Source organism: Pseudomonas sp. B2M1-30 (assembly GCF_025447575.1).
GTDB lineage: Bacteria > Pseudomonadota > Gammaproteobacteria > Pseudomonadales > Pseudomonadaceae > Aquipseudomonas > Aquipseudomonas botevensis.
This window is the reverse complement of record NZ_JAOEJT010000006.1, coordinates 110681-124441: the sequence shown is the minus strand read 5'-3', so window position 1 is coordinate 124441 and position 13761 is coordinate 110681. Positions and strand designations below refer to the sequence as shown.

Annotated in this window: 12 protein-coding genes; 9 read left to right on the top strand and 3 right to left on the bottom strand. The window is 60.6% G+C overall.

All coding sequences use genetic code 11. The annotated features are described in order from the left end of the window. Positions 1-93 precede the first annotated feature (93 nt). Positions 94-816: a tellurite resistance TerB family protein gene (locus tag N8H74_RS14245; RefSeq protein ID WP_262148298.1), complete on the bottom strand. Its 723-nt coding sequence runs from the start codon at positions 814-816 to the stop codon at positions 94-96. Between the two features lie 197 nt (positions 817-1013). Here N8H74_RS14245 and N8H74_RS14240 point away from each other — a divergent pair, with 197 nt between their 5' ends. The 8 genes from N8H74_RS14240 (at position 1014) to N8H74_RS14205 (ending at position 10838) form a co-directional block, all read left to right on the top strand. Continuing rightward, positions 1014-1928, top strand: coding sequence for a LysR family transcriptional regulator (locus tag N8H74_RS14240; RefSeq protein ID WP_262148297.1), 915 nt, complete (start codon positions 1014-1016; stop codon positions 1926-1928). A 131-nt stretch (positions 1929-2059) separates the two neighbouring features. Next, complete coding sequence (locus tag N8H74_RS14235; RefSeq protein ID WP_262148295.1) at positions 2060-3517, top strand: gamma-aminobutyraldehyde dehydrogenase; 1458 nt, start codon at positions 2060-2062, stop codon at positions 3515-3517. An 83-nt stretch (positions 3518-3600) separates the two neighbouring features. After that, the gene (gene ydcS / locus N8H74_RS14230; protein ID WP_262148293.1) at positions 3601-4752 is read left to right on the top strand and encodes a putative ABC transporter substrate-binding protein YdcS; all 1152 of its coding nucleotides are present in this window, start codon (positions 3601-3603) and stop codon (positions 4750-4752) included. Positions 4753-4903: 151 nt separating this feature from the next. Next, positions 4904-5941, top strand: a complete 1038-nt coding sequence (locus tag N8H74_RS14225) for an ABC transporter ATP-binding protein (RefSeq protein WP_262148291.1) — start codon at positions 4904-4906, stop codon at positions 5939-5941. A 1-nt stretch (position 5942) separates the two neighbouring features. Then, entirely contained in the window at positions 5943-6878 is a 936-nt protein-coding gene (locus N8H74_RS14220; RefSeq protein ID WP_217832377.1) for an ABC transporter permease, read from the top strand. Next, positions 6868-7677: an ABC transporter permease gene (locus N8H74_RS14215; protein WP_262148289.1), complete on the top strand. Its 810-nt coding sequence runs from the start codon at positions 6868-6870 to the stop codon at positions 7675-7677. The genes N8H74_RS14220 and N8H74_RS14215 overlap by 11 nt, the downstream gene beginning before the upstream one ends. Positions 7678-7755: 78 nt before the next feature. Then, on the top strand, positions 7756-9180 hold the full coding sequence (locus N8H74_RS14210) for a gamma-aminobutyraldehyde dehydrogenase (RefSeq protein ID WP_262148287.1): 1425 nt from the start codon (positions 7756-7758) through the stop codon (positions 9178-9180). A gap of 173 nt (positions 9181-9353) precedes the next feature. Then, positions 9354-10838, top strand: coding sequence for an amino acid permease (locus tag N8H74_RS14205; protein WP_262148285.1), 1485 nt, complete (start codon positions 9354-9356; stop codon positions 10836-10838). A 40-nt stretch (positions 10839-10878) separates the two neighbouring features. Here N8H74_RS14205 and N8H74_RS14200 read toward each other — a convergent pair whose 3' ends face one another. Continuing rightward, on the bottom strand, positions 10879-11505 hold the full coding sequence (locus N8H74_RS14200) for an RloB family protein (protein WP_262148283.1): 627 nt from the start codon (positions 11503-11505) through the stop codon (positions 10879-10881). A gap of 2 nt (positions 11506-11507) precedes the next feature. Continuing rightward, positions 11508-12761 (bottom strand): ATP-binding protein, encoded by a 1254-nt coding sequence (locus tag N8H74_RS14195; RefSeq protein ID WP_262148282.1) that lies wholly within the window; start codon positions 12759-12761, stop codon positions 11508-11510. 442 nt (positions 12762-13203) lie between these two features. On the opposite strand from N8H74_RS14195, the gene N8H74_RS14190 reads away from it, so the two are divergent. Next, positions 13204-13710 (top strand): Bro-N domain-containing protein, encoded by a 507-nt coding sequence (locus N8H74_RS14190; protein WP_262148529.1) that lies wholly within the window; start codon positions 13204-13206, stop codon positions 13708-13710. Positions 13711-13761: the final 51 nt, after the last annotated feature.

The following is a 13761-nucleotide window of genomic DNA, read 5'->3' as shown; positions in this document are numbered from 1 at the left end:
ACGCAATGGCAAAAAGGGGCGATGTATTGGCCATCATCGGCCTCTCGGCTGCGCGGTGGCGGGCGCGTTGGCGTCCCGCCACGACGATGCAGGTCACGCAGAAGCCACTCGTACCTGCTTTTCCAGCTCGAGCTTCAACCCCGGCTCCAGCTTCAATTGCCGCGCCAGTTCGTCCAGATAGGACTTTTCCATGAAGTTCTCCTCGTCCACCAGCATCACGCTGGCGACGTACATCTCCGCCGCCATTTCCGGGGTGCTGGCGGCGCGGGCGACATCGGCTGGATCGAGGGGTTTGTTGAGTTCGGCGTGCAACCAGTGTTGCAGTTCCTGATCGTTGTCGAGCCGGGTGAACTCGCCTTCGATCAACTGACGCTCACGGTCGTCGATGTGGCCATCGGCTTTCGCTGCCGCGACCAGAGCCTTGAGAATCGCCTGGCTGTGTTGCTCGGCCTGCGCGGGCGGCAGGCGATCCAGGGTCTGCGGTTCGGTTTGCGGCGCGGTGCCTTTCTGGGCGTTCCAGTTGCCGTAGGCCTTGTAGGCAATCACCCCCAACGCCGCGAGGCCGCCATAGATCGCGACCTTGCCACCCACCTTGCGCGCCTTCTTGCTCCCCAGCAGCAGGCCCATGGCCCCGGCCGCCAGCGCGCCGCCACCGGCGCCGGAGAGCAGACTGCCGAGCCCGCCACTGCCGGAAGCCCCGCCGAGCAAACCGCCCAGGCCACCGGCAGCCGGTTTGTTCTGCGCCCCGCCAGCCTTGTCCTTCAACAGTTCCTGGCCAGACTTGAGCAATTGATCGAGCAATCCACGGGTGTTCATGTTCCGCCTCCAAACAGGGGTTATCCGGATCAACAAGGCCCTCAGACTAGTCCGAAAGTGCCCTCCCCCCACTTGTGAGTGTGCTTCCAGATGTTGCTCCAGCGGGTACTCGCAGCCTGCCGCTGAAAGCTCCCCACTCAAAAAACCGATATACACTCGCAGCAATCTATAAAAACCGCCCACCGGGTATTCCCTCCATGATGACCTTGCGTCAGATCCGTCACTTCATCGCCGTGGCCGAGACCGGTTCGATTTCCGCCGCCGCGCAAACCGCGTTCATTTCCCAATCGACCCTGACCCTGGCGATCCAGCAACTGGAAGAGGAAATCGGCGTCAGCCTGTTCAACCGCCACGCCAAGGGCATGACCCTGACGCACCAGGGACATCAATTCCTGCGCCAGGCGCACTTGATTCTGGCGACCGTGGACAACGCCAAACGCAGCCTGCAACAAAGCACCGATCAGGTTGCCGGGCAGTTGATCGTCGGCGTGACCAGCCTGGTGGCGGGTTACTACCTGGCGGACTTGCTCACGCGATTCCAGCGCGCCTATCCCAATGTCGAAATCCGGGTCATGGAGGACGAGCGCCCGTACATCGAGCACTTGCTGGTCAGCGGCGAAATCGATGTCGGGGTATTGATCCTGTCCAACCTCGAAGACCGCCATGCCTTGCAGACCGAAGTCCTGACCCATTCACCGCACCGTTTGTGGCTGCCGGCCCAGCATCCACTGCTGGAACACGACAGCATCAACCTCGCCGACGTCGCCCGCGAGCCATTGATTCAACTGAATGTCGACGAGATGGATCGCAACGCTCAACGACTGTGGCGTGGCGCTGGCCTGCAACCAAAAATCACTTTGCGAACCGCGTCCACCGAGGCTGTGCGCAGCCTGGTAGCGGCGGGTCTCGGCGTTTCGATTCAGCCGGACATGACCTACCGCCCGTGGTCGCTGGAAGGCGACATCATCGAAGCGCGGCCGATTGCCGACCTCAGCCAGACCCTCGATGTCGGTCTGGCCTGGCGTCGTGGCACCGCCCGGCCGGCGTTGGTCGATCCGTTCCTGACCGTCGCCCGCGAGCAGCCCAACGGCGGACGCAAGCCATCTATTTAATCGAATGCCACCTTCAGTATTTAGAATTTGTCGACCCCGCAGGCGCGCACTAGTCTTGCTGCATCTCATAAGACGGTCGGCTTCCGGGGCACGGGAGCCACATGACCACACAAGAAAAGAGAACACGGAAAATGGCTGGCGCGCAGACCCCGATGTGTACCGCGTTATTGATCGACGGCGAACTGGTCGCCGGCCAGGGTTTTGTCGAGCCGATCCTCAACCCGGCCACCGGTGAAGTCCTGACTCACATTGCCGAAGCCAGTACCGAACAAGTCGAAGCCGCGATCCTCGCCGCCCACCGGGCCTTTGCCGAATGGTCGCGCACCACCCCGCAACAACGCTCCAACCTGCTGCTGGATATTGCCGGCGCCGTGGAAAAACACGCCGATCACCTCGCCCGTCTCGAAGCGCTGAACTGTGGCAAGCCACTGCACCTGGCGCGTCAGGATGACCTGAGCGCCACGGTCGATGTGTTTCGGTTCTTCGCCGGTGCCGTGCGCTGCCAGACCGGCCAGTTGAGCGGCGAATACCTGCCGGGCTACACCAGCATGGTGCGCCGCGACCCGATTGGCGTGGTGGCATCCATCGCGCCGTGGAACTACCCGATCATGATGGCCGCGTGGAAGATCGCCCCGGCCCTGGCCGCCGGCAACACGCTGGTGTTCAAACCGTCGGAACACACGCCGCTGTCGATTCTGGCGCTGGCGCCAGCATTGGCCGAAATCCTGCCGCGCGGGGTGATCAACATCATCTGCGGTGGTGGCGAAGGGGTCGGCAGCCATCTGGTCGGCCACCCGAAAGTGCGCATGGTGTCGCTGACCGGCGATATCGTCACCGGCCAGAAAATCCTCCAGGCCGCCGCGAAAACCCTCAAACGCACTCATCTGGAACTCGGCGGCAAGGCCCCGGTGATCGTCTGCAACGATGCCGACCTGCAAGCCGTGGTCGAAGGCGTGCGCACCTACGGCTATTACAACGCGGGCCAGGACTGCACGGCGGCGTGCCGGATCTACGCCCAGTCCGGCATCCACGACAAACTGGTCGCCGAACTGGGCGCGGCGGTCAGCAGCCTGCGCTTCGCCGGCAAGCGCGACGCCGACAACGAAATCGGCCCGCTGATCAGCACTCGCCAGCGCGACCGCGTGGCCAGTTTCGTCGAACGCGCCCTCGGCCAGCCGCACATCGAACGGGTGACCGGCGCGGCGGTGCATTCCGGCGCCGGGTTCTTCTATCAACCGACATTGCTGGCCGGTTGCAAACAGAGCGACGAAATCGTCCAGCGCGAAGTGTTCGGGCCAGTGGTCACCGTGACCCGTTTCGATGAGCTGTCCCAAGCCGTGGACTGGGCCAACGACTCGGAATACGGCCTCGCTTCGTCGGTGTGGACGCAGAATCTGGACAAGGCGATGCAGGTTGCCGCGCGGCTGCAATACGGCTGCACCTGGATCAACAGCCACTTCATGCTGGTCAGCGAAATGCCCCACGGCGGCCTGAAACGCTCCGGTTACGGCAAAGACTTATCCAGCGATTCGCTACATGACTACAGTGTGGTGCGGCACATCATGGCCCGCCATGGCCAGCATCTCTGACTACGCTAATAACAAGCCGCTCACGGCATGCTTCACCGCGTTCACAACTGCCCCGACCATAATTTAAAGAAGAGGGATCAACCATGTTCGTGCACAAGACCGCACTTTTCAGTGCAATCACCACGGCCCTGCTGGCCAGCGTCAGCGTGCAGGCCGCCGAGCCGTTGAAGGCTGTCGGCGCTGGCGAGGGGCAACTGGATATCGTCGCCTGGCCGGGCTACATCGAACGCGGTGAAAGCGACAAGGCCTACGACTGGGTGACCGGTTTCGAGAAGGAAACCGGCTGCAAGGTCAACGTGAAAACCGCCGCCACCTCCGATGAAATGGTCAGCCTGATGGCCAAGGGCGGTTACGACCTGGTGACCGCGTCCGGCGACGCCTCGCTGCGGTTGATCGTCGGCAAGCGTGTGCAGCCGATCAACACCGCGCTGATCCCGAACTGGAAGAACCTCGACCCACGCCTGAAAGACGCGCCGTGGTACGTGGTCAACAAGCAGACCTACGGCAGCCCGTACCAGTGGGGTCCGAACGTGTTGATGTACAACACCAACGTGTTCAAGACCGCGCCGACCAGCTGGAGCGTCGTCTTCACCGAACAGAACCTGCCTGACGGCAAGCCGAACAAGGGCCGCGTGCAGGCCTACGACGGCCCGATCTACATCGCCGACGCGGCGCTGTACCTCAAGAGCACCAAGCCTGAGCTGGGGATCAAGGACCCGTATCAACTGACCGAGGAACAGTACAAGGCTGTGCTCGATCTGCTGCGCGCCCAGCAGCCGCTGATCCACCGCTACTGGCACGACGCGACCGTGCAGATGAGCGACTTCAAGAACGAAGGCGTAGCGGCGTCCAGCTCCTGGCCGTATCAGGTCAACGGGCTGACCACCGACAAGCAACCGATCGCCTCGACCATCCCGAAAGAAGGCGCCACCGGCTGGGCCGACACCACCATGCTGCACGCCGAAGCCAAGCACCCGAACTGCGCCTACAAGTGGATGGACTGGTCGCTGCAACCGAAAATCCAGGGTGATGTCGCGGCGTGGTTCGGTTCGCTGCCGGCGGTTCCGGCGGCGTGCAAGGAAAGCGAACTGCTCGGCGCCGAAGGCTGCAAGACCAACGGCTTCGATCAATTCGACAAGATCGCCTTCTGGAAAACCCCACAGGCCGAGGGCGGCAAATTCGTGCCGTACAGCCGCTGGACTCAGGACTATATCGCGATCATGGGCGGCAGGTAGTTCTCGAAAATAACGCGATCGGCTCCCTCTCCCCTCACCCGGAGGGAGAGGGAGCTAAAAGCGGAATGTCCGGCCCAACCCGGTCAGCTCCCTTTCCCCCTCGCCCCCTCCTGTCCACTATCGAACACGCGCTTCACCGGAGCACCGCACCATGACGCTTGCAGTCCAGTTCACTAACGTTTCCCGGCAGTTCGGCGAGGTGAAGGCCGTTGACCGGGTTTCCATCGATATCCAGGACGGCGAGTTCTTTTCCATGCTCGGCCCTTCCGGCTCGGGCAAGACCACCTGCCTGCGCCTGATCGCCGGGTTCGAACAACCGAGCGCCGGCTCGATCCGCATTCACGGCGCCGAAGCGGCCGGTCTGCCGCCCTATCAGCGTGACGTCAACACCGTGTTCCAGGATTACGCGCTGTTCCCGCACATGAACGTGCTGGACAACGTTGCCTATGGCCTGAAGGTCAAGGGCGTGAGCAAGACCGAGCGCCACAAGCGCGCCGAGGAAGCCCTCGACATGGTCGCCCTCGGCGGCTACGGCACGCGCAAACCGGTGCAATTGTCCGGTGGTCAGCGCCAGCGCGTGGCCCTCGCCCGCGCACTGGTCAATCGCCCGCGCGTGTTGCTCCTCGACGAACCGCTGGGCGCGCTCGATCTGAAACTGCGCGAGCAAATGCAGAGCGAATTGAAAAAACTGCAACGCCAGCTCGGCATCACGTTCATCTTCGTCACCCACGATCAGACCGAAGCACTGTCGATGTCCGACCGCGTGGCTGTGTTCAACAAGGGTCGCATCGAGCAGGTCGACACCCCGCGCAATCTGTACATGAAACCGACCACCACGTTCGTCGCCGAATTCGTCGGCACCTCGAACGTGATTCGTGGCGATCTGGCGCGCCAGCTCAGCGGCCACGAGCAACCGTTTTCGATTCGCCCGGAACACGTGCGTTTCGCCGCTGGCCCGCTATCCGAACATGAAATCGAAGTCAGCGGCCTGCTCCACGACATCCAGTACCAGGGCAGCGCCACGCGCTATGAACTGAAGCTGGAAAACGGCCAGACCCTGAGCATCAGCCAGGCCAACAACCAGTGGATCGACAGCAGCGCGCAACACCAGACCGGCCAGCGCCTCACCGCACGCTGGGCGCGGGAAGCAATGATCCCGCTGCACGACACCGTCCCGGGCGGGGTGTGACATGAGCACGCTCGCGATGACTCAATCGCCGCCGTTGCGCAGGTTTTCCAACCTGCTCTACCGCAAACCGAACCTGTACCTGTCGCTGCTGCTGGTGCCGCCGCTGCTGTGGTTCGGCGCGATCTATCTCGGCTCGCTGCTGGTGCTGTTGTGGCAGGGTTTCTACACCTTCGACGACTTCACCATGGCGGTCACACCGGACCTGACCCTGGCCAATTTCGCCGCGCTGTTCCAGCCGTCGAACTTCGACATCATCCTGCGCACCCTGAGCATGGCCGTGGTCGTGTCGATCGCCAGCGCCATCGTCGCGTTCCCGATCGCCTACTACATGGCCCGCTACACCACCGGTAAAACCAAGGCGTTTTTCTACATCGCGGTGATGATGCCGATGTGGGCCAGCTACATCGTCAAGGCCTACGCCTGGACGCTGCTGCTGGCCAAGGGCGGCGTGGCGCAGTGGTTCGTTCAGCACCTGGGACTGGAGCCGGTCCTGCAATTCATTCTGGGGATTCCCGGCGTGGGCGGCAGCACCTTGTCGACCTCGCATCTGGGGCGGTTCATGGTGTTCGTCTACATCTGGCTGCCGTTCATGATCCTGCCGATCCAGGCCTCGCTGGAACGCTTGCCGCCGTCGCTGCTGCAGGCCTCCGCCGACCTCGGCGCGAAACCGCGCCAGACCTTCATGCAGGTGATTCTGCCGCTGTCGGTGCCAGGCATCGCGGCTGGCTCGATCTTCACCTTCTCGCTGACCCTGGGCGATTTCATCGTGCCGCAACTGGTCGGCCCGCCGGGCTACTTCGTCGGCAGCATGGTTTATGCGCAGCAAGGGGCGATTGGCAATATGCCGATGGCCGCAGCGTTCACTTTGGTGCCGATTGTGTTGATCGCGGTTTACCTGTCCATCGTCAAACGCCTGGGGGCCTTCGATGCACTCTGAGAAAGCTTCTTCAGGCCTGAAAATCGCCGCCTGGGGCGGGTTGGTGTTCCTGCACTTCCCGATCCTGATCATCTTCCTCTACGCCTTCAACACCGAAGACGCCGCGTTCAGCTTTCCACCCAAGGGCTTCACGCTGCACTGGTTCAGCGTGGCGTTCGGACGTCCGGACGTGCTGGAAGCAATCAAGCTGTCGCTGCAAATCGCGGCCATCGCCACGCTGATCGCCATGGTGCTGGGCACCCTCGCGTCGGCGGCGTTGTACCGACGGGACTTCTTCGGCAAGCAGGGCATTTCGCTGATGCTGATCCTGCCCATCGCCCTGCCGGGGATCATCACCGGTATCGCGCTGCTGGCGACGTTCAAGTCGCTGGGGATCGAGCCGGGAATGTTCACCATCATCGTCGGCCACGCGACCTTCTGTGTGGTGATCGTCTACAACAACGTCATCGCCCGTTTGCGCCGCACCTCCCACAGTCTGATCGAGGCCTCGATGGACCTCGGCGCCGACGGCTGGCAGACCTTCCGCTACATCATCCTGCCCAATCTCGGCTCGGCGCTGCTGGCCGGCGGCATGCTGGCGTTTGCGCTGTCATTCGACGAAATCATCGTCACCACCTTCACCGCCGGGCATGAACGCACCCTGCCGCTGTGGCTGCTCAACCAACTGAGCCGCCCACGGGACGTGCCGGTGACCAACGTCGTCGCGATGATGGTGATGCTGGTGACGATGCTGCCGATCCTCGGCGCCTACTACCTGACCCGGGGTGGTGAGAGCGTGGCCGGCAGCGGCGGCAAATGAACACCTGACTAACACCGCCATCATCCCTTGCGGGATTCGGTTTCAGCAGAAAAATAAAAGTGCCAGTGAGGACAAACCATGCAAACCCAACTCTTGATCAACGGCCAATTGGTCAACGGCGAAGGCCCGGCGCAACCGGTGCTCAACCCGGCGCTCGGCGAAGTGCTGGTGGAAATCAACGAAGCCAGCGAGGCCCAGGTCGACGCCGCCGTGCGCGCCGCTGACAGCGCGTTCGCCGAGTGGTCGCAGACCGCACCGAAAGACCGCTCTCTGTTGCTGCTCAAACTGGCCGACGCCATCGAAGCCCATGGCGAGGAACTGGCGAAACTGGAGTCGGACAACTGCGGCAAGCCCTACAGCGCCGCGCTGAACGACGAGATCCCGGCCATCGCCGACGTGTTCCGCTTCTTCGCTGGCGCCAGCCGTTGCATGAGCGGTTCGGCCGGCGGCGAATACCTGCCCGGTCACACCTCGATGATCCGCCGCGATCCGGTCGGCGTGATCGCCTCCATCGCGCCGTGGAACTACCCGCTGATGATGGTCGCCTGGAAAATCGCCCCGGCCCTCGCCGCCGGTAATACCGTGGTGCTCAAGCCCTCGGAACAAACCCCGCTGACCGCGTTGCGTCTGGTTGAACTGGCGTCGGAAATTTTCCCGGCCGGCGTACTCAATCTGGTGTTTGGCCGTGGGCCATCGGTGGGCAGCCCGTTGGTGACCCACCCGAAGGTGCGCATGGTGTCGCTCACCGGCTCGATCGCCACCGGCTCGAACATCATTTCCAGTACCGCCGACAGCGTCAAACGCATGCACATGGAACTGGGCGGCAAGGCACCGGTGATCATCTTCGACGATGCCGACATCGATGCCGCCGTCGAAGGCATCCGCACCTTCGGTTTTTACAACGCCGGCCAGGACTGCACCGCCGCTTGCCGGATCTACGCCCAGCAAGGCATCTATGACAAGTTCGTCGAGAAGCTCGGCGCAGCGGTCAGCAGCATCAAGTACGGCGTGCAGAATGATCCCTCCACCGAACTCGGGCCGCTGATTACCGCGCAACACCGTGACCGCGTCGCCGGGTTCGTCGAACGCGCCGTGGCGCAGCCGCACATTCGCTTGATTACCGGCGGCAAGGCAGTTGAGGGCAACGGGTTCTTCTTTGAGCCCACCGTGCTGGCCGACGCTCAGCAGGACGACGAAATCGTCCGCCGCGAGGTGTTCGGGCCCGTGGTGTCGGTAACCAAATTCAACGACGAAGCGCAGGCGCTGGAGTGGGCCAACGATTCGGACTACGGCCTGGCGTCCTCGGTGTGGACGGCGGATGTCGGACGCGCCCATCGGATGTCGGCGCGCTTGCAGTACGGCTGCACCTGGGTGAATACCCACTTCATGCTTGTCAGCGAAATGCCTCACGGCGGTCAGAAACTGTCCGGCTATGGCAAGGACATGTCCATGTATGGGTTGGAGGACTACACCACGGTTCGGCATGTGATGTTCAAGCACTGAATCTTTAGCAGCTTCGCGGGCAAGCCCGCTAGGGCATCACCTCGGTTTCAAGGCAGAAACCGTCACCACGCATCACCAGGCATTCAAAACAATAACCACCGATCCGGGCGGCGCCTTTGCGCCCCGCCACGGTTTCGGCTATCCGAAATCTGCCGATTTCACGGAGCAACCCCATGAGTGCATCACCCGATCTCTCGAGCGCTGTCGCCGACAGCGATGCCGAACAACTGCGTCAACTGGGCTACACCTCCAACTTCAACCGCAGCATGAGCCTGTGGGAAAACTTCGCTTTGGGCTTCACTTATCTGTCACCGGTCGTAGGGGTTTATACCCTGTTCGGCCTGTGCCTGGCGGCGGGTGGCCCACCGATGTTCTGGGCCTACTTGCTGGTCGGTTGCGGCCAGTTGCTGGTGTGCCTGATCTTCGGCGAAGTGGTTTCGCAGTTCCCGATTTCCGGCGGCGTTTATCCGTGGGCACGCCGTCTGGTGGGCAAAAAATGGGCGTGGATGGTCGGCTGGATCTACTCCATCGCACTCTGCGTGACGATTGCTGCCGTTGCGGTCGGCGCCGGCCCGTACCTGGCCGCGATGATGGGTTTTGAACCGAGCAACAACACCAACATCGTCATCGCCCTGCTGTTGACCTTGTTCGCCACGCTGGTCAACCTCAGCGGCACCAAGACCCTGGCGCGGATCGCCATGTTCGGCTTCCTCTGCGAACTGGTCGGCGCGGTGATCGTCGGCGTGTACCTGCTGATCTTCGAGCGTCATCAACCCATCAGCGTGCTGTTCAACACCTTCGACATCAGCGTCGACGGCTCCTACCTGCCGGCATTCCTCACCGCCTCGCTGGCGGGAATGTTCCTCTACTACGGCTTCGAGGCCTGTGGCGACGTCGCCGAAGAAACCCCGAACCCGAGCAAGAAAATCCCGGTGGCCATGCGCATGACCATCTACATCGGCGGCATCGCAGCGATGTTCGCCTGCCTGGCGCTGATCCTCGCCGTGCCGGACATGCAAGCGGTCATCAACGGCACCGACAAGGACCCGGTCACCACCATCCTCAACAACGCCTTCGGCCCGGTCGGTTCGAAACTGGTGATGGGCGTGGTGATGATTTCCTTCATCTCCTGCGTCATCAGCCTGCAAGCAGCGGCGAGTCGTCTGCTGTACTCCTACGCCCGGGACGAAATGGTCATCGGCAGCCGACTGCTGAAAAAGATTTCTCCTACGACACAAGTGCCGGTTGCCGCGCTGTTCGTGTCCGGCGTCCTGCCGGCCCTGATCATCGCCCTCGGCTTCTTCCTGCAAGACGCCGTGGCGACCATCGTCAGCTTCGCCGCCATCGGCATCTACCTCGCGTTCCAGATGATCGTCCTGGCGGCTCTGTACGCTCGCAGCAAAGGCTGGAAACCGAGTGGCAAATTCACCCTCGGCGCCTGGGGCTGGCCGGTGAACATCGGCGCGCTGGTGTACGGCGTCGGCGCAATCATCAACATGGCCTGGCCCCGCACGCCGGATGCAGCGTGGTACATCAACTACGCGATGGTGCTGAGTACGGTAATCGTAATTGGGCTGGGGTTGGTATACATGTGGATTGGCAAGCCGTATGACCATGGGAAGGCGCCGGCTGGGGATGCTTGGAAAGTCGGGCGTTAAATAAAGTAACTGCCCGCAAGGATGCGGGCAGCGTTTGTGGCTAGATCAGTTGAGGCCTGGAAAGTGTTTCGAACTCATCCATCAATAGATGAATTTCGGTACTTGGATTGGGTTCGCCACTCAGAACGACATCCTCAAGCACTTTCGGCGCCTGAGCCCTCGCCACTCGAAATGGCTCACCCAGCAGTTGAGTGAAGTAGCTTGTGTTCCTGCCTTTTTCATATTTTTCCATATTCGGTTTTGCCCTCAGGCTCTTGGTAACCAATTCGCCCGGCGAGTTTTTCCCAACAGCTCGGAAAGGCTTGCGACTGAAACCAAAGTGCAGCAGAAGCCAGAACTCGAAACATGGATACGATGCGATGACCTTGATTCTTGGATGCGACTTCACCGCGTTCAAAGCACGCTCGAAACATGGGTGAGTATCGCGATCCAATACGCAGAAGACTTTGTCGAAACAGTCTTGGCGCACAATCGCCCGCTCAACGATTCCGCTCGGATGTGTAACACCGCAATGCACAATTTCAACCTGCGCTCTGGCCCGGAAGTAAAACGCAGCCTCCTCCAGATAGCGCTTCCCGGACTGGCTGTCTTCACACAACACCAACACCCGGGGTTGCGCCTTGAAACGGGACGCCTTGCGTTCAAACGACTTGCTCGAACTTCCCATCTTCAACCTCGCCTGAGCAGCGGTAACCCGCGATAACGACCTTCGAAATAGCGCTTCTCCACATCCTCGCTTTCCCGGCCTTCAAAGTCGTGAACGGAAAACAGACTCGTCGCGCCATGAGCATCACGCTCCGTTATCCAGAACTGATCCCGGCGAAGAATCTTTTCATTCATCAAGTGCGTGTCATGTGTGGTGAAGATCAGTTGCGTTTGCAGACCACTGTCGAGGTGTTTACCGATCAAGTCCGCGACGATTTCGGGGTGGAGACTGCTGTCCAGTTCATCGACACACAGAATCCCGCTGCCACCGGCCTGATTCATCATGAACCAGGGCAACCAGAAGCCGATCAGGTTCTTTGTGCCGCATGATTCTTCCGAAAAGTCGAATTGCGCAGCGCCCGAGACCGTGGAATGCGTAAGAGTCACTTTGTCCTTTTGCGCAGCTGCAAAAAACTCTTTCAAAGTCAGTTTTCTATTGTCCGGGCACACTGCTGCATCCTCTGAACTGAGGTGAATGGCCGATACCGGAATATCCAGTGCACTTAGAAAATCACGCAGATCGCCTGTGTGGTTTTTGACCATTTGCAGAAACCGAATCGAGGCTGTTGATAACCCCGGCATGTTGTTTTGTTCAATCACCAACAGACCCGATTGAAACCAGCCAAATGGTGCCCGCAACTGGTTCAGTTCTTCACTGCTGTTTGCCACGGCCTGCGCAATAAACAGCATTTTCGGATTGGTCAGCCGGCGCCAGGCGTTATGCACCTCCTTGCCACCTTCAAGGGTTTTACCAAAGATGTAATGGTCGCCATGCTCATCAAACTGGCGGTGATACAGAAGCGTTTCCTTGCCCTTGGGGTAGACGAGCAACTGCTCCTGAACAATTCGTCGCGCATTCAAACCGAGCACGAACCGATAACGCATCCCGTCCTGGATGAAGTCGTATTCAAAGACGCTGGGGGCCTCTTTAAGCGTGTCATCGAAGCGAAAGGCAGAAGCGGGAAGCACCTCGTCATTGGAACCGGCGGCAGTCGCCAGCAAGCGTCCCACGACACCCATCGCCCGGATCAAGGATGACTTGCCCGAAGCGTTAGGACCGTAGATGGCGGCGACCTTCAATAAGTCGGGAAGCTTTTCCGCGTGGACGGGTGATTTGAACGTGTTGCGCGTTTTGCTCAAACGGGGGCTCGCCGTCATGGACAAGGTTTGCCTGTCTCGGAACGAGCGGTAATTGGAAACTGAAAATTCGATCAGCATGGAGAAAACCTGCAGTTCATTCCTTGGATTCGAATAAATAAAGGAAAAAATGCGGCTCAGGTGCAGTCTCTCTGCGGGACATGCAAAAACAGGAAATTCCTACAGACGCCACCTTCGTGACAAACCATCAATTCCTACGAACTGCGTCGACAGAGTAGACTTGGCGCCGCTAGCGCCTGACCGATAGGCTTTATCCCGTCGCTGCCCAATCAGCGGCCCGGGGTCGAAGCCGGTACATCATCAATATGGCGCAACTGCGTCCTCCATAGAAACCGAGGCTTTTTGCCTTTCAGTTTCGCGTTATGGCGGACCGTGTGGCGCGGGCCTCTCGGCTTCCATGTTGATCGAGAATGTTCCGACTTCGAACGCCGCACGGTTCGCCACCCAAATCTTTCGAAGGATTAGTGGCGGCTCTCATTTCAACATGGAGTAGAAATTGACTATGCACGCGCCAAACTCACCAGCAACCCAGACGCACTTTATCCCTACTGTTTTCACCCGCCACAACCGCTTCCTCCACACTCTCCTGCTCGATCACCAAGCCTGGTTCTGCGCTCAGGATCTGGGCCGCATGATGGGCCATCCCTTGAACCCACGTGTCACCCTGAAACTCGACCCCGACCAACGCTGCACCGTCCAGCTGCGCAAGGACGGCGAAGTTGTAGAAACACCGATGGTCAGCGAATCCGGCGTTTACGCGCTTCTGGTCCACCATTTCATCCCGGAAAACCGCAACCTGCGCGAATGGCTGAGCAATGAAGTCATTCCGATGTTGCGAGAAACCGGCTCAACACCTGAGCAGAACGGCCCGAGTCTGAGTTCAGTGCATTGGGCCGGCGTCACCGTCCCGCTGTTGCACTGGCAACAACAGGCCTGGGTGAAATGGCGTGATATGCCTGAGTTGATACTCGGCCAGCAGCCATATCAGGCATCGGGGACGTGCAGCTGACGGCCTCACTTGGGCCAATGAAAAAGGGGGCGAACTCCAGAGTCCGCCCCC

Excerpts from the sequence above, each read along its gene's own strand:
- N8H74_RS14205 (WP_262148285.1), top strand. The coding sequence starts at position 9,354 with ATGAGTGCATCACCCGATCTCTCGAGCGCTGTCGCCGACAGCGATGCC.
- N8H74_RS14245 (WP_262148298.1), bottom strand. The coding sequence starts at position 816 with ATGAACACCCGTGGATTGCTCGATCAATTGCTCAAGTCTGGCCAGGAA.
- ydcS (WP_262148293.1), top strand. The coding sequence starts at position 3,601 with ATGTTCGTGCACAAGACCGCACTTTTCAGTGCAATCACCACGGCCCTG.
- N8H74_RS14235 (WP_262148295.1), top strand. The coding sequence starts at position 2,060 with ATGGCTGGCGCGCAGACCCCGATGTGTACCGCGTTATTGATCGACGGC.
- N8H74_RS14190 (WP_262148529.1), top strand. The coding sequence starts at position 13,204 with ATGCACGCGCCAAACTCACCAGCAACCCAGACGCACTTTATCCCTACT.
- N8H74_RS14225 (WP_262148291.1), top strand. The coding sequence starts at position 4,904 with ATGACGCTTGCAGTCCAGTTCACTAACGTTTCCCGGCAGTTCGGCGAG.
- N8H74_RS14215 (WP_262148289.1), top strand. The coding sequence starts at position 6,868 with ATGCACTCTGAGAAAGCTTCTTCAGGCCTGAAAATCGCCGCCTGGGGC.
- N8H74_RS14220 (WP_217832377.1), top strand. The coding sequence starts at position 5,943 with ATGAGCACGCTCGCGATGACTCAATCGCCGCCGTTGCGCAGGTTTTCC.
- N8H74_RS14200 (WP_262148283.1), bottom strand. The coding sequence starts at position 11,505 with ATGGGAAGTTCGAGCAAGTCGTTTGAACGCAAGGCGTCCCGTTTCAAG.
- N8H74_RS14240 (WP_262148297.1), top strand. The coding sequence starts at position 1,014 with ATGATGACCTTGCGTCAGATCCGTCACTTCATCGCCGTGGCCGAGACC.
- N8H74_RS14210 (WP_262148287.1), top strand. The coding sequence starts at position 7,756 with ATGCAAACCCAACTCTTGATCAACGGCCAATTGGTCAACGGCGAAGGC.
- N8H74_RS14195 (WP_262148282.1), bottom strand. The coding sequence starts at position 12,761 with ATGCTGATCGAATTTTCAGTTTCCAATTACCGCTCGTTCCGAGACAGG.